The sequence below is a fragment of the Streptomyces sp. NPDC002643 genome (assembly GCF_053592555.1).
Genome location: NZ_JBSFVY010000009.1, coordinates 161,731 through 177,584, shown reverse-complemented (window position 1 = coordinate 177,584; position 15,854 = coordinate 161,731). Strand labels below are relative to the sequence as shown.

Below are 15,854 nucleotides of genomic sequence, written 5' to 3'. Positions count from 1 at the left end.
CCTGTCCGGCGGCAGCCGACCCCCGGACAGGCCCCACTCGCAGTGCGCCCGGCCTGTCAGACCCGGTCGGCCACGATCAGCAGATACTGGAAGCTGCCGTTCTCGTAGGCGGTGATGAAGGTGTCCTCGATGCCCGTCACCAAGTGGTCGGCCTGCTTGCGCAGTTCCCAGTAGGGGAGCGCGGCGGCGGTCAGGTCCTGCACATGGACGGGCACGAGTCGGTTGCGGGACATCGCGCGGAAGTACTCCGAGCGGGAGTGGATGTCGCAGATGTAGTGGGCGTTGATGAGGGAGACCTCACGGGAGGCCCGCCCGTAGCGGTCGTTGTAGCAGCCGGTGATCGTGACATACCGTCCGCCCCGGCGCAGCAGCCGGGCGTGCTCGGCGAACAGCAGGTCCAACTCGACGTACATCGTGGACTCGTTGTTCCAGGACGCCGCGAACGCGCCCGACGGCAGCCCGGTGTCGAGCATATTGCCGTGGTGGAAGCGGACCCGGTCCTCGATGTCCCGCTTACGGGCCTGTTCGCCCGCGAAGTCGGCCTGCTTGCGGGAGATCGTCACCCCGTCCACGGCACACCCGTACCGCAGATGCGCCACCACACTGCCGCCACCGCGTCCGCAGCCCGCGTCGAAGACCCGGTCGGCGGGGGAGAGCGGGCCGAGGTGATGGGCGAGGAGATCGGCCTGGGCCTGTTCCAGGCGGTGCAGTTCGGCCGTGACGCGGTCCCGGCGGCGGGTCGTATCGGGGTCGTCGTCCAGGACGGACCAGTCGGCGTCACCGATGCCGTAGTGGTGGTGGTACAGGTCGTCGATCCTGCCGAGTTCGAGATTGACCGGATTCTCCTCGGCGTTCCAGTAGTCGGCGATCCGGGACTGGTACGAGGAGTGGGCGGGGGACCGGCTCGGCAGTGGGGCGGGGGGCGTGGCGACGGCGTCGATGATGGTCAACGAAGGCTCCTCTGCTGCGATGGACGCGTAAGAGACGTCGGCCGGAACCGGTGACAGCGGCACGGCCACCGGGAGGCGGGCAGGTGGTGGCGGCACGGTCACCAGTAGTCGGGCAGGTGGTAGCGGTCGGTGTTGGTGGCGTGCCACTCGTGGTTGCCGGCCACCCAGGCGGCCAGACCGGTGGCGTAGCGCTCGATGAGCGGTGAGGTCGCGGACAGGGCGGCGGACTCCTCCTCGAACGCCTCCATGATCCGGTTGTGGATCTCCACGGCCCTCAGGAAGGCGGCCTTCAGCCCGCACCGCTCATTCGCGGCGATCACCTTCGGCAGATTCAGATGCTCGGGATCGCTCGCCATCTCCTTGGCGAAGGAGTACAGGTCGTTGACGAGGGTCGACGCGTTGCCCGCGAGCGCGGTGATCCGCTGGACCTCCGCTCGGGCGTACACCGCCTCCGGCAGCTCCCAGCCGTCCACGGCGTCCACGACCGCCAGACAGGGCCGGAAGTTGTTGAACTGCCGCATCGTCAGGTACTCCCACACGCTGGGCAGGTACCGGGTCTCGGACCAGGCGGCCTCACCGAGATATCCGAGGTGCAGCCGGGCCAGATCGTGGACGAGCCGGTCGGTCTGGCTGGGCGTGGCGAGGACCGCGTAGTCCCTGAGCGCGAAGTGGTACGACCGCAGCGGCCCGTCCGCCCTCACCCCGCGCGCCCACCGCTCCTCCGACTCCGGGGTGGCGTGCAGGGGGTCCAGCGCCGACTGGGCCATGAGCAGCCGGCCGCCGAGTCCGCGCGGTGAGCCGCCCTTGCCCTCGTCGACCTCGCAGTACACGTTGTCGACGAGATGCTCGGCCAGCAGCAACTTGCCCGCCGCGGTGAGGTGTTCGACGCTCGCCCCGCCGGGATGCGCGAGGACGATCGCCCGGCCCAGCCCGAATCGCGCGAACTGCCCCTTCCACTCCCGGGGGAACAGCTCCAGCCGCTCCGCCCACTCCGCGAGCCTGCGCTCCACCTCCGCCGCCTTCGCCGGTTCGGCGGGCACGGCGGGCCGGTGACGCAGCCCGGGGATCACCCCGGTCCGGCGGGCCTGCCGGGAGGGGACGATGCTCGGCGGCCCCGGCAACCGGGGCCGAACCGCCGCGACGGGCGCGGACGACGGGGTTCCGGTGACGGCGACAGGTGCTGAGGGCAGGCTCATTCGGGCATCCACCCGATCTGTACGTTCTCCAGGATTCCGGCGGCGTCCGGCACCAGGATCGCCATCGAGTAGTAGGCGGTCACGAGATAGCTCATGATCGCGGTGGTGTCGATGCCCATGAACCGTACGTTCAGGGAGGGCTCGTACTCCTCGGGGAGGCCCGTCTGGTGCAGTCCGACGACGCCCTGGTCCTTCTCTCCGGTGCGCAGCGCGATGATGCTGGTGGTGTGCTGCGGGCTGATCGGGATCTTGCTGCACGGGAAGAGCGGCACACCCCGCCAGGCCGGCACCTCGTGTCCGTCGACGTTCACCGTGCCGGGGACGAGACCGCGCCGGTTGCACTGGCGGAAGAAGGCCGCGATCGCCTTCGGATGGGCCAGATACAGCCGGGTCTTGCGGCGCATCGACAGCAGCTCGTCCATGTCGTCGGGTGTGGGCGGGCCGGAGAAGGTGCTGATGCGCTGCCCGTAGTCGATGTTGTGCAGCAGCCCGAACTCGCGGTTGTTGACCAGCTCCCACTCCTGGCGTTCGCGGATCTCCTCGATGGTCAGCCGGAGTTGCTGTTCCGTCTGGTCCATCGGATGGTTGTAGAGGTCGGCGACCCGGGTGTGGACGCGCAACACGGTCTGGGTGAGGGAGAGTTCGTACTCGCGTGGCGCGAGGTCGTAGTCGACGAAGCCGCCGGGGAGCGCCGGCTCGCCCACATGCCCGGCCTCCAGCGGGACATCGGCCTCGCCCTTGCGGTTCATGGGCAGGCTCTGCCGTGCGGCATACGCCTCGAACTGGGCCGTCAGCGACGGGGTGCGCTCCACGAACGCCATCAGGGTGTCCCAGTTGAGCACCAGCACCACGGCGTTGGTCTCGGCCCGCACCGAGCTGAACCACAGCGGATCGGCGTGGCCGATGGCCTCGTCGCCCATGCCGTCGCCGTCGGAGACGACCCCGAGGACCTCCTCCTCGCCGTACTTGCCGGTGGTGTACCGGGTGAACCGGCCGTGCACCACGAGATACGCCTCGGTCACCGGCTGCCCGGCGTCGAACAGCACGGTCCCGGCCCGCACCTCCCGCACCCGGAAGCGGCCGGAGATCTCCCTGAGCGCCGGGATGTCGGTGTAGCCGCGCAGCGCGGGCAGCTCGGTGAGCGTCTCCGGGATGACCCGGACGTCGTCGGCGCCGTTCTGGTCGAACTGCACCCGGCCCCGGCCGATCCGCAGCTGGAGCCGCCGGTTGACCCGGTAGGTGCCGCCCCGGACATCCACCCAGGGCAGATTCTTGAGCAGCCACCGTGAGGTGATGGCCTGCATCTGGGGTTCGGACTTGGTGGTGGTGGCGAGCTGACGGGCCGCCTGAGTGCTGAGGCTGGTGAACCGCCGTTGTTCGTCGGGGGGTTCGGGGGCGCTTTCGGATGAGTGGACTGGGGCGGTCATATTGCCTCCCTGCGGGCGAGCGGGCGAGCGGGCGTGCATGGGCGTGGAGCGGTGTTGTCTGGACGTGCGAGAGGGCGCCGAACCGCCGTGGGCGACGCCGCCCGGGGCGGATTCCGAGATGACGGATGTCGGACGGTCCGGGATGACGGGTGTCGGATCGGCGAGATGAGACGGCGCGGACTGCTGGGCGCCGGGCGCGCAGAACAAAGCCAAACAGGTGACGAGGCGGGTCGGGCACGGCGTGAACGGGGCGTCTTCGTATCCCGGAGGGGCGGAAACCGTCGACTGAGGCACACGACCCGTCGCCCCGCGCACCCGCGCCGGTCCGCTGCCTCCGGCCCCCGGCTCGCGGGGGCGCACAACGCCGAAGGGGCCGCCCGAGAGCGACCCCTTCAACAGTTCAACAGTGGCTCGGCGCGGTGCCGGTGGCTCACCGGTGCCGGCGGCTCACCAGCGCGGCAGCCTCAGCTCGTACCCCGGCTGAATCCGGCGCATGTACCCGGTGTCGTCCCGCGACCGCATCCCCGAGTCGATGTACAGCCTGTGCAGCCGTTCGAGGGCGTCATGGTCCAACTCGACACCCAGGCCCGGCCCGGTGGGGACGGCGACCTCCCCGTCCCGGATCTCCAGCACACCCGGCAGGATCACATCGTCCGCCGAGTTCCACGGGTAGTGCGTGTCGCAGGAGTGGTCGAGGTTCGGGATGGCGGCGGCCACATGGGTCATCGCGGCGAGGCTGATCCCGAGGTGCGAGTTGGAGTGCATGGACAGCGCGATCCCGAACGCCTCGCAGACGGCGGCCAGTTCACGGGTGCGCCGCAGTCCGCCCCAGTAGTGGTGGTCGGTGAGCAGCACCTGGATCGCGTCCTGCTCGATCGCCGGCCTCAGATGCTCCCAGGCGACCACGCACATATTGGTGGCCAGCGGCATCGGCGACTCCTTCGCCACCTCCGCCATGCCCTCGATGCCCTTGGTGGGGTCCTCCAAGTACTCCAGTACGCCGTCCAGTTCACGGGCGACGTACGTCGAGGTCTCGACCGTCCAGGCCGTGTTGGGGTCCAGCCGCAGCGGCTCGCCGGGGAAGGCCTCCGCGAGCGCCTTGATCGCGGCGATCTCCTCGTCCGGCGGGAACACCCCGCCCTTCAGCTTGAACGAGCGGAAACCGTACCGCTCCCGCATCAGCCGGGCCTGCTCCACGACCCCGGCCGGGTCCAGCGCCTCGCCCCAGTCGTCCCCGACCGCCGGGCGGCCGTCGAGAGCGGGGTGTTCGGCCCACTTGTAGAAGAGGTACGCGGCGAAGGGCACGGAGTCGCGGACCGTGCCGCCGAGCAGATCGCTGACCGGGCGGTCGAGCAGCTTGCCCTGGGCGTCGAGGCAGGCGACCTCGACGGCCGAGGTGGTCCAGCCCCGTTCGTGGGAGCTGGGCACGGTCGGCAGCAGGGCGCGGTCGATCGCGGCGGCGACCGTGGTGGTGTCGAAGACGTCCAGCCCGACCACGGCCTCGGCGGCGATGTCCAGCCGCTCCAGCCGCACGGTCCCGCCGGTCGACTCGCCGAGCCCCACCGTGCCGTCCTCCAGGACCAGTTGGAGGACGACCCGGAGGGCGAGGGGCTCGTGGACGCCGCCCGAGTTGAGCAGCGGGGGGTCACGGAAGGCGATCGGGGTGACGATCAGCTCCCGGATGCGGGTACCGGGCGTACGGCTCACGCGCCCACCACCCCCAGACCGTGCTCGATCAGCTTGGCCAGCCGGGCCACATGCTCCGGAGTCGGGTCCAGCAGCGGAGCCCGTACGCCGCCCACGTCCAGGCCCCGCAGGGTCACCCCGGCCTTGATCAGCGACACCGCGTAGCCCGGCATCTCGTCCCGCAGCTCCACGAGGGGGCCGTAGAACTCGTCGAGCAGCGTGTCGACCAGCGTCCCGTCGCCCTCCGCGAGCGCCCGGTGGAAGGCGAGCGCGATCTCGGGGGCGAAGGCGAACACGGCGGAGGAGTACAGGCCGACGCCGATGCCCTGGTAGGCGGGGGCGGTCATCTCGGCGGTGGGCAGCCCGTTGAAGAACTGGAAGCCCTCCGTGCCCGGCACGGCCCGTACCGCGCGCACGACGCGGTGCATGCGCTCCAGGTCGCCGATGCCGTCCTTGAGGCCGACGACCCCGGGCAGGGCGGCGATCTCGGCGGCCGTGGCGGCGGTGAGCCGGGCCGTGCCGCGCTGGTAGAAGACGACGGGCAGGCTCGTGGCCCCGGTGACCTCCTTGACGTAACGGACCAGCCCCTGCTGCGGGGCGCTCACCAGATACGGCGGCAGCAGCAGGATGCCGTCGGCACCGGCGCGTTCGACCCGGGCGGCCTGGTCCCGGGCGACCGGGGGCGGACCGCCGGCGGCGGCGAACACGGGCACGCGCCCGCCCACCGTCGACACGGCGACCCGGGTCGCCCGTTCGATCTCCTCGGGGGTCAGCGCGTGGAACTCCCCGGTGCCGCAGGCGACGAACACGCCCCCGGCACCGGCCGCGACCCCGGCCTCGATGTGCTGCGCGAGCCGTCCCTCGTCCAGCGAACCGTCCGCGGCGAACGGGGTGACCGGGAAGAACAGCACTCCTTGGAACTTCATGTCTCTCTCAAACGTGGGGGTCGGTTTGGTTCAGCCCTTGGTGGCGCCGGCGGCGATGCCGGCGACCAGCGAGCGCTGGAGGAGCAGATAGACGACCAGGCTGGGGACGAGGGCGATGACCGCGCCGGCGAGGACGACGCCCGAGCCGACCTCGGGGTCGGTGCGCAGGATGGACAGGGCCACGGTGACCGTGTAGTCGGTGGGGTCCTTGGCGGCGATCAGCGGCAGCAGGTACTGGTCCCAGATCATGATGAAGCCGAGGACTCCGGCGACACCGAGCGCGGGCTTGCACAGCGGCAGGATCACCTGCCACAGCATCCGCAGCTCACCCACGCCGTCGAGGCGGGCGGCCTCCTCGATCTCGGTGGGGATGTCCCGCATGAACTCCGTCAGGAGCATCACCGAGAAGCCCCAGGCGCCCAGCGGCAGGATCACACCCCACACGGTGCCCTTGAGGTCGATACCGACCACCGGCACATCCCCGAGGACCAGCGACAGGGGGATGGCGATGACCTCCTCCGGCAGCATCATCGTCAGCATGAACAGGGTCATGATGATCGCCTGGCCCCGGAACCTGTGCCGGGCGAGGGCGTACGCGGCCAGCACGCACACCACGAGTTGGAGGAGCAGTCCGCCGCCCGCGATGACCAGCGAGTTGGTGAAGTAGTCCCAGATGCCGCGCTCCCCGGCCACCCGGAAGTTCGTCAGGGTGGTGTCGTGCGGGAGCAACGACAGCGACGAGCCGCTGGGGTGGGTGGTGAGGGCGCCGGAGACGATCGTCATCAGGGGCGCGGCGAAGATGCCGAGGGCTATGGCGCACAGCAGGATGCGCAGGGCCCAGGAGACGCCGGGCCTGTCGTTCCAGCCGAGCGCGGTGTCGAAGCGGGCGGGGGTCGTACGGGCCTTGCCCGCTCTTCTGGACGATGCGGCGGCCTCGTCGGACGACGGGGTCCGGACGGGGTCGAGGGCGGGTGCGCTCATCGCACGTCTCCCCTCTTGCGGAAGTAGTTGACGGTGACGGTGAGCAGCAGCGTCACCGCGAGGAGGACGACGGAGGCCGCCGAGGCGCCGCCGATGTCGTTACGGGTGAAGCCCAGGGTGTAGGCGCGGGTCATCCACACCTCGGTCGACCCGGCCGGACCGCCACCCGTGAGGACGTACACCTCCGTGAACACCCTGAGCCCACGGATGGCGGCCAGCGTGAGCACGATGCCGATGGCCGGGCGGATCGCCGGCAGCGTCACGTACCGCAGCCGCTGCCACAGCGAGACCCCGTCCATCGCGGCGGCCTCGTACAGCGTGCGGTCCACGCCCGCGAGTCCCGCGAGGATGATCACCATGTTGTACGGGGCGGTCATCCAGATGCCCATGGCCATGGTGGCCCAGAGCGCGGTGTCCGGGTTGTCGAGGAACGGCGTCGGGCCGAGGCCGAGGAAGCCCAGCGCGCTGTTGATGACACCGTCGGAGGTGGGGTAGTACAGCAGCCGCCACAGCTCGCCGACCACGGCGGTCGCGGTGACGACCGGCAGGAAGACGGCCGTGCGGACGATCTTCAGCGAGCGGGCCTGGCCTTCGAGGAGCAGCGCCAGCAGAAAGCCGACGGCTATCGCGCCGAGGGACTGGCCGATGCCGAGGAGGAGGGTGTGGCCGACCGCGTCCTGGAAGCGGTGGTCGGTCAGGACCCGGGTGTAGTTGTCGAGGCCGATCCACTTGTCACCGAGGAACGGCCGTACGTCGAAGAAGCTCAGCCAGATGCCCTTGCCCATCGGCACGAACTTGAAGACGAGGGCGAGCAGCAGACCCGGGGCGAGGAACAGCCAGGGCAGGACGGCCTTCTTGCTGAGCATCGGCTTGAGGACCCGCTTGACGAGCCCTCCGCGCCGCTCGGGCGCGATCGTGGTCGCGGTCATTTGTACAGGTCCTGGTCCTTGAGGTCACCGGCGAGGGTGTCGTTGAGTTCCTTCAGGCCGGCGCTGACGTCACTGCCGCAGTAGGTGAAGATCGCGTTCAGCGCGTCGGCGGTGTCCTGCTTGATCGGGGCGAAGTCGGGCGCGTTGGGGAACTGCTCGGAGGCGTCCTCGTACGCCTTCTGCACCACGCCCCAGCGCGGGTCGTCGCGCACCTCGGCCGCGTCCAGCGTGGAGTTCACGGGGATGCGGACCACGGGCTGGTTCTCGCCGGTCATGGCCAGCTTCTGGCCCTCGGGGGAGATGAGGAAGGCGGCGAGGGCCCGTTCCTGCTCGTCCTTGCCGGTCCTGGCGCCGAAGTAGATGTTCTCGCCGTCGGCCAGCACGGTCGACCCGGCCGGGCCCGCCGGGAAGGGGACCACCTCGTACGTGTCCTTGCCGGGCGTGGTGTCGTACGTGGCGATGTTGTACGGGCCGGTGAGATACATCCCGGCGTTGCCGTCCTGGAAGTTGGTGGCGGTGCCGGTGATGGCGTTGATGGCGCCCGGCTGGATGACACCGTCGTCGCCGCAGAAGAGGTTCTCCTTCATCCACGTGACCGTGCGGACGGCGGCGGCCGAGGCCATGGCGGGCGTGTAGCCGTCTCCGTCGCGCTTGATGATCTGGGCGCCGCCGGACCACAGGAAGCTCGCGCCCCACCAGGCGGCATAGCCGTTCTGGGCGCTGCCGGGGACGACCATGCCGTAGGTGTCGTCCTTGCCGTTGCCGTCCGGGTCGCGGGTGGCGAAGGCCTTGGCGACGGTGAGCATCTCCTCCCAGGTGGCCGGCGCCCGCAGACCGAGCTTCTTCAGCCAGTCCTCGCGGATCATCAGGGTCTGGGCCTGACGGGAGTACGGGATGCCGTAGTGCTCGCCGTCGATGCCCACGGTGGAGGACCAGGTCGTGTCGGTGATCTGGTCATGGCCCTCGATCGAGTCGGGGGTGATGGGCTTGAGCAGGCCCTGGCTCTGATAACTGCCCATCAGCGCCGTGTCGTTGATCATGACGTCCGGGAGGTCCTTGGTGGAGGCCCGGCTCTGGAGCTGCTGGTCGAAGTTGATGACCGGCTGATAGTCGATCTTGATGCCGGTCTTTTTGGTGAAGGCGGCGAACACCCGCTCATAGGTGGCGGCCGGGTCCGGGTTGCTCCGGGTCCAGACCTCCAGGGTGTTCGGGTCGTCGCTCTTGGCGCTGTCGGACCCCGATCCGCAGGCCGCCGCACCGAACGCGAGACCCGCGACGGTCAGCATGGCGGCCAGGCGGCGACTTCGTCGGCGAACGCCCATGGGCACACTCCGTTGTTCATCGGTGTTCATCCGGGCGAACGCCCGGCCGATCCAGTGGTTCATTTCCAGTGTTCGTTCACATCCATGAACTGCCTTCATGGATCTAAATGATCGGCCAAGCTACGGAGCGTTTCATTCGTATGTCAATACATGGGTCGGAGATTTCACCGGCGTCACACGCGGGCGGTCCGGCTTGGCGCCGGGGCTGTGGGGGAAGCTGTTCGGCGTCCGTGGGACAGAGACTCGGAGGTGGTTCGCCCATGACCGAACACGCGGAGCCCGGCGCCATGACCGAACACGCGGAGCCCGGCGCCTCGGCCGCCCGGCTCACCGGCCGCCGGACCACCGGGGAGCGCCGGCTCTCCGACATGCTCACCGAGGTCACCCTCGACGACGGCCGGGTGGTCGTCGTCAAGCTCGGCGACGGCCCCCGAGCGGCTCGGGCCGAGGCCGCGGGCCTCAGCTGGCTCGCCGACACGGGCACGGTACACATACCGCGCGTCTACGGCCATGACGAACGCCACCTGGTCCTCGACCGGGTCCCCCAGGGCACCCCGAGCCCACGCGCCGCCGTCCGCCTCGGCCGCGCCCTGGCCGCCCTGCACACCGCCGGAGCCCCCGCCTTCGGCGCCGCGCCGCCCGGCGGACCCGAGGAGGCGTACATCGGCCGCGCCCCCATGCGCAACGCCCACGGCGCCGACTGGCCCGTCTGGTATGCCGAGCACCGGGTGCTGCCCTATCTCCGCGACGCGGTCGACGTCGGCACGATCAGCCCCGCCGAGGCCGCCCTCGTCGAGGAGGTGTGCGCCCGGCTCCCCGACCTCGCGGGCCCCGCCGAGCCACCCGCCCGGCTCCACGGCGACCTGTGGAACGGCAACGTCCTGTGGGGCGCCGACGGCGAGGTCTGGCTGATCGACCCGGCGGCCCACGGCGGCCACCGCGAGACCGACCTCGCGATGCTGTCCCTCTTCGGCTGCCCGCACCTGGAACACGTACTGGAGGGCTACGAGGAGGTCTCACCCCTGGCCGAGGGCTGGACGGACCGCGTCGGCCTCCACCAGCTCTTCCCCCTGCTGGTGCACGTGGTGCTCTTCGGCCGCGGCTACGCGGACCGGACCCTGCGGGCGGCACGGGCGGCACTCGCGCGGTGAGCCGACGATCCGCCGGGCCGCCGGGCCGACATGCGATCGACTGGGCGTCGGGCCGGCGGGCCGTCGGGCCGAAACACGAACCGGGAGGCGCCGGCGTGGGCGCCTCCCGGTTCGGAAGCCAAGGGCGAGGAAAGCGAAGGAACTCGTTTCAGGAAAGGAAGTTGAGAAGGAAGCCCCTTCATGGCCTCGCCATGGGCAACGCTAGCACTCAGGCCGGGATCAGGTCGCGCAGATTTTCGAGGGTGATGATCCGGGAGTCCGGGTGCAGCCCCTCGGGCCGTTCGAGACCGATGTACGTCACCGGCTCGTCCGGCACGCACGTCCCGTCCCACGGCTCCACACGCGTGCTGTCGGCACCGCCCGCCATCAGCCCGACGAGGTAGTTCACCGTCAACTGCTCACGCTCCACGACCGCGCGGACCACCTTCGACACCGACACCTGGTTCTCCTCGACCTGGTTCCCGGAGGACAGGCCCCGCAGATACAGATGCAGCCACTTCGCACGCCACCGCCCGTCGTCCCCGCGCTGGAACACCAGCGGCAGCGCCACCCGCCCCGGCCCCCGCAGATCCGACTTCATCCGCACGGTACGGGGTTCGAACGGCCGCCCCTTCCGCTCACCGTCGCGCAGCATGAACCCGAAGAACGACTCCTCGACCTCCTCGAAGCCCTCACCCGCGTAGATGTTGACCTGCGGCACGATGAACCCACCGCGCACCCGGTCGAGTCGCAGATCGATGAACTCCGAGGCCCCGTTCGGCGCTTCGGTGATGTCACCGGAATGCCGGCCCCCGACGGCGCGGAGGGATGTGTAGGAGAGCCAGGTGTCGGTGCTGTAGTCGGAGTTGAGCAGCAGCGCGGACAGATCGTAGTCGGTGGTGCGACCGCTCTCCTTCCAGTACGTGAAGAAGCGCAGCACCTCACCGTCGACCGGCGACACCGACCCCCTCGGCAGCACCCCGAGCCCCGCCGCCGTCGCCTTGCCGCTCAACGGCAGCGCCACGTCGAGGACATCGACGTCGACCAGCAGCCGGCCGGGCGCCGGGAGCCGACGCCGCAGCTCGGCGTCGAGCACGGCGATCAGCCGGTCACGGTCGGCGGCCGGCACGACGGGCCGGTGGTCGGGGGTCACCCAGGCACGGCCCCGCCGGTTGACGAAGATCCGGTCCTCACCCGACTCCCGTTCACGATTGTGAAGATGCTCGCGCACCGACAGCACCACCCGCCCGGAGACCTCGGACACCGCCTCCTCGGCCGCGGCGAGCACCCCGTCCCGCTCGCCCTGATCGGCGGCGATACGCAGCAGCAGGTCCAGCGAGCGGAACAGCTTGCCCGGCGCGGACTTCAACAGCGCCACCGCACCCGGGACGTCGAAGTCGTCGAGCAGCGCCTCGACCCGGCCGTCGAACGACCGCGCCTCCTTCTCACCCCGTGCGACCGCGAACACCTCGGCGGCGTGCGGCCAGCGCGGGTACTCATGCGGATGCAGCCGCTCACCGAGCCGCTTGAACGGCTCCCGGTGGGAACGCACATCGGTCAGCTTCGCCGGGTTCGCCGCGACGACGGCGTCCAGCCCCGCGAGCAGCGCCCGCCGCACCGGCCGCGGCAGCGCCCGGAACCGCGTCGGCTCCTGAAGCGTGACATCACCGCCGGACAGCGCGCACGCGAGGCGCAGTACATCGGTGACGGTGTCCAGCAGCGGTTCGGCGCCGACCATGAGACGGGCCTCGTTGACCACCGCCCGGTTCTCCCGGACCGGTATCACCTCGGGCTGCGGCCCGGCCGCGCAGTGCCCGGCAAGGGCCTTGAGGTCACGCAGACGCTCCTCGCCCAGCGGCGTCGTACTGCTCGCCAGCGCCAGGTACAGGGCGGTCAGCTCGTCCTCCAGGTCGTCGCCGAGGTGGAGCAGGGTCACCCGGTCACCGGCCCCCGCGATCAACTCGTCGTGGGCGGCCAGCATCTCGGCGTACGTGTGCTGGTACCGGCCGTACTTCGGGAGGGTCAGCAGATCCACCACGCCCCGCGCCAGCTGGGCGATCGTCCCGGCCCGCGTCCGCTCGTCACGGAGGGCCTGCTCGACACAGCTCATCCAGAACTCGGCCGTGTCCGGCACGTTCGCCGGGAAGTCGATGAAGTACGGGTTGTGCCGGACGTGGTCGCCCACCATCTCCCGCACGGTACGCAGCGTCCGCTTCGCGGTGTACGCGACGGCCGCCTCGGACAGCCCCGACAAGCTGTCCAGCAGCTCCGTCGACAGCTTGAACCCGACGGACATCAGAGCGACGTCGAACCGCCGCGCGGCGACGGCGCCTTCACCCGCGGACCCCTTGGGGGCGGGCAGACGACGGGTGTGCCGGACGACCAGCGATTCCAGACTGTTGGACATTCGGGGATGATCGCAGAGGTGTACGACCCGGCGCACCGGAGTTTCGCCGGGCCGCGTCGCCCGCAGCCGAGGAGGCGCGTCGCCCGCAACTGATGGAACGTCAAGTCGCCTTGCCCCGCAGGTCCTTCACCCGCTTCAGTTTGCCCACCGACCGCTCCAGTGTCTCCGGGTCCACCACCGTCACCTCCACCGTGACGCCCACCCTCTCCTTCACGTCCTCGGCGATCGCCTTCCCCGCCGTCCCCCTCTGCTCGGCGCCCGCGTCGGGGCGGGCCTCCACCAGGACCGTCATATGGTCCATGTGCCCCCGCTTCGTCAGCCGGATCTGGAAGTGCGGGGCCACGGCCGGGGTGCGCAGCACGATCTCCTCGATCTGGGTGGGGAAGACATTCACACCCCGCAGGATGATCATGTCGTCGCTACGGCCCGTGACCTTCTCCATTCGGCGGAACGCGGGACGGGCCGTGCCGGGCAGGAGACGGGTCAGATCCCTCGTGCGGTAGCGGATGATCGGCAGGGCCTCCTTGGTGAGCGAGGTGAAGACGATCTCGCCCTTCTCACCGTCGGGCAGGACCTCGTCCGTGAGCGGGTCCACCACTTCCGCGAGGAAATGGTCCTCCCAGATGTGGAGGCCGTCCTTGGTCTCCACGCACTCCTGCGCCACCCCGGGGCCGATCACCTCCGACAGTCCGTATATGTCGACGGCGTGCAGGCCCGCCCGCTCCTCGATCTCCCGGCGCATCTCCTCCGTCCACGGCTCGGCCCCGAAGATCCCGATCCGCAAGGAACCGGAGCGCGGGTCGACGCCCTGCTTCTCGAACTCGTCGAGCAGCGTGAGCATGTACGAGGGGGTGACCATGATGATCTCGGGCCGGAAGTCCTGGATCAGCCGCACCTGGCGTGCGGTCATGCCGCCGGAGACCGGGATCACCGTGCAGCCGGCCCGCTCGGCCCCGTAGTGCGCGCCCAGACCGCCGGTGAACAGTCCGTACCCGTAGGAGATGTGCACCTTGTGCCCGGGGCGGCCCCCGGCGGCCCTGATCGACCGGGCGACCACATCGGCCCACATCGACAGGTCCCGCTCCGTGTATCCGACGACCGTGGGGCGCCCGGTGGTACCGCTGGAGGCATGGACCCGGCGGACCTCGGACATCGGCACGGCGAACATGCCGAAGGGGTAGGTGTCCCGCAGGTCGGCCTTGGTGGTGAAGGGGAAGCGGGACAGGTCCGCCAGGGAGCGGCAGTCGTCGGGGGCGACCCCGGCCGCGTCGAACTTCTTCCGGTACGCCTCGACGTTGTCGTACGCGTGCCGCAGCGTCGCCCGCAGCCGGTCCAGCTGTAGCTGCTCCAGCTGTGCCCTGGAAAGGCGCTCGCCGTCGTCCAGCAGATGGTGGGGGAGCGGTGCGCCCAGGCTGCTCATCGCGACTCCTTCGGTGAGGTGCGGGTGAGGTACGGGTGGGAGTACGGGTGGGGGCGGGGCCGGGTGCTGGTTGCGGGTGCACTTGGGTCTTGCCCGTTCGCGCTCCTCGCGTCACACTGGGAACCGAACGAATGGTCGGTTGGGAAGCGGGTTGCGATGACGACGCCAGACTCGGCCGGGGGGCCGCCCCAGGACACCCCGGGAATTCCGGGGTTTCCGGACGCGCTCCAGGAGCACTTCGACGCGACGATCGCGCGGGACCAGCGGATCGAGCCGCGTGACTGGATGCCGGACGCCTATCGCAAGACCCTCGTCCGGCAGATCGCCCAGCACGCCCACTCGGAGATCATCGGAATGCAGCCGGAGGGCGAGTGGATCACCCGGGCGCCCTCGCTGCGCCGCAAGGCGATCCTCTTCGCCAAGGTCCAGGACGAGGCCGGGCACGGGCTCTATCTGTACTCGGCGGCGGAGACACTGGGCGCCGACCGCGCGGACCTGACCGACCGGCTGATCTCGGGCCGCCAGAAGTACTCGTCGATCTTCAACTACCCGACCATGAGCTTCGCCGACGTCGGCGTCATCGGCTGGTTCGTCGACGGCGCGGCGATCTGCAACCAGGTGCCGCTGTGCCGCTCGTCGTACGGGCCGTACGCGCGGGCGATGGTGCGGATCTGCAAGGAGGAGTCGTTCCATCAACGGCAGGGCTATGAGCTGCTGTTGACGATGATGCGGGGGACGGCCGCGCAGCGCGAGATGGTGCAGGACGCAGTGAACCGCTGGTGGTGGCCGTCGCTGATGATGTTCGGGCCGCCGGACGACGCCTCGCCCAACTCGGCGCGGTCCATGGCCTGGAAGATCAAACGGCACAGCAACGACGAGCTGCGCCAGCGCTTCGTCGACATGACCGTCCCGCAGGCCGACAAGCTCGGTGTCACCCTCCCCGACCCGGAGCTGCGCTGGAACGAGGAGCGCGGCCACCACGACTTCGGCACCCCCGACTGGGACGAGCTGACGCGGGTCATCAAGGGCGACGGCCCCTGCAACGCCCAGCGGATGGAACGACGCCGGACCGCCCACGAGGAGGGCGCCTGGGTACGCGAGGCGGCCACGGCCCACGCGGCCAAGCGAAGCGAACGAGCACGGAACGGGAAGGGGGCGGCGGCATGACCGACAACAGCACCGGCACCGCCAAGGGCGAGTGGCCGCTGTACGAGGTCTTCGTACGCGGCAAGCGCGGCCTGAACCACGTACACGTCGGCTCCCTCCACGCCGCCGACGACCAGATGGCCCTCACCCACGCCCGCGACCTCTACACCCGGCGCAACGAGGGCGTCTCCATCTGGGTCGTGCGCTCCGAGCACATCGCCGCCTCCACCCGCGACGAGAAGGACCCCTTCTTCGAGCCCAGCGCCGACAAGGTGTACCGCCACCCGACCTTCTACGACATCCCCGACGACGTCCCGCACATCTGAGGAGCCGG

The 15,854-nt window shown here is 70.2% G+C and carries 13 protein-coding genes; 3 read left to right on the top strand and 10 right to left on the bottom strand.

Going from position 1 to position 15,854, the window contains the following annotated elements; genetic code table 11:
• Positions 1–56 precede the first annotated feature (56 nt).
• From ACWD4G_RS16215 to ACWD4G_RS16180, 8 genes are all read right to left on the bottom strand, one after another.
• Entirely contained in the window at positions 57–944 is an 888-nt protein-coding gene (locus ACWD4G_RS16215) for a geranyl diphosphate 2-C-methyltransferase (protein WP_451293920.1), read from the bottom strand.
• A 104-nt stretch (positions 945–1,048) separates the two neighbouring features.
• Entirely contained in the window at positions 1,049–2,146 is a 1,098-nt protein-coding gene (locus ACWD4G_RS16210) for a family 2 encapsulin nanocompartment cargo protein terpene cyclase (protein ID WP_451293708.1), read from the bottom strand.
• Positions 2,143–3,573, bottom strand: a complete 1,431-nt coding sequence (locus ACWD4G_RS16205) for a family 2B encapsulin nanocompartment shell protein (RefSeq protein ID WP_451293706.1) — start codon at positions 3,571–3,573, stop codon at positions 2,143–2,145. The genes ACWD4G_RS16210 and ACWD4G_RS16205 overlap by 4 nt, the downstream gene beginning before the upstream one ends.
• A 447-nt stretch (positions 3,574–4,020) precedes the next feature.
• The gene (locus tag ACWD4G_RS16200) at positions 4,021–5,280 is read right to left on the bottom strand and encodes a glucarate dehydratase family protein (RefSeq protein ID WP_451293704.1); all 1,260 of its coding nucleotides are present in this window, start codon (positions 5,278–5,280) and stop codon (positions 4,021–4,023) included.
• Positions 5,277–6,185 carry a 5-dehydro-4-deoxyglucarate dehydratase gene (locus ACWD4G_RS16195; RefSeq protein ID WP_451293702.1) on the bottom strand — a complete coding sequence of 303 codons (909 nt, stop codon included), beginning with the start codon at positions 6,183–6,185 and terminating at the stop codon, positions 5,277–5,279. Before ACWD4G_RS16195 ends, ACWD4G_RS16200 begins: the two co-directional genes overlap by 4 nt.
• A gap of 30 nt (positions 6,186–6,215) precedes the next feature.
• On the bottom strand, positions 6,216–7,166 hold the full coding sequence (locus tag ACWD4G_RS16190; protein WP_451293700.1) for a carbohydrate ABC transporter permease: 951 nt from the start codon (positions 7,164–7,166) through the stop codon (positions 6,216–6,218).
• Positions 7,163–8,095: a carbohydrate ABC transporter permease gene (locus ACWD4G_RS16185; RefSeq protein ID WP_451293698.1), complete on the bottom strand. Its 933-nt coding sequence runs from the start codon at positions 8,093–8,095 to the stop codon at positions 7,163–7,165. The genes ACWD4G_RS16190 and ACWD4G_RS16185 overlap by 4 nt, the downstream gene beginning before the upstream one ends.
• Complete coding sequence (locus ACWD4G_RS16180) at positions 8,092–9,417, bottom strand: sugar ABC transporter substrate-binding protein (RefSeq protein ID WP_451293918.1); 1,326 nt, start codon at positions 9,415–9,417, stop codon at positions 8,092–8,094. The genes ACWD4G_RS16185 and ACWD4G_RS16180 overlap by 4 nt, the downstream gene beginning before the upstream one ends.
• Positions 9,418–9,677: 260 nt before the next feature.
• On the opposite strand from ACWD4G_RS16180, the gene ACWD4G_RS16175 reads away from it, so the two are divergent.
• On the top strand, positions 9,678–10,568 hold the full coding sequence (locus ACWD4G_RS16175) for a fructosamine kinase family protein (RefSeq protein ID WP_451293696.1): 891 nt from the start codon (positions 9,678–9,680) through the stop codon (positions 10,566–10,568).
• A gap of 208 nt (positions 10,569–10,776) precedes the next feature.
• Here ACWD4G_RS16175 and ACWD4G_RS16170 read toward each other — a convergent pair whose 3' ends face one another.
• Both ACWD4G_RS16170 and paaK read right to left on the bottom strand, forming a co-directional pair.
• Entirely contained in the window at positions 10,777–12,954 is a 2,178-nt protein-coding gene (locus ACWD4G_RS16170; protein ID WP_451293694.1) for a TerD family protein, read from the bottom strand.
• Positions 12,955–13,054: 100 nt separating this feature from the next.
• On the bottom strand, positions 13,055–14,374 hold the full coding sequence (gene paaK / locus ACWD4G_RS16165; RefSeq protein WP_451293692.1) for a phenylacetate--CoA ligase PaaK: 1,320 nt from the start codon (positions 14,372–14,374) through the stop codon (positions 13,055–13,057).
• Positions 14,375–14,530: 156 nt separating this feature from the next.
• On the opposite strand from paaK, the gene paaA reads away from it, so the two are divergent.
• On the top strand, positions 14,531–15,541 hold the full coding sequence (paaA, locus tag ACWD4G_RS16160; RefSeq protein ID WP_451293690.1) for a 1,2-phenylacetyl-CoA epoxidase subunit PaaA: 1,011 nt from the start codon (positions 14,531–14,533) through the stop codon (positions 15,539–15,541).
• Positions 15,538–15,846, top strand: coding sequence for a 1,2-phenylacetyl-CoA epoxidase subunit PaaB (gene paaB, locus ACWD4G_RS16155; RefSeq protein ID WP_451293688.1), 309 nt, complete (start codon positions 15,538–15,540; stop codon positions 15,844–15,846). The genes paaA and paaB overlap by 4 nt, the downstream gene beginning before the upstream one ends.
• The last annotated feature ends 8 nt before the right edge of the window (positions 15,847–15,854 follow it).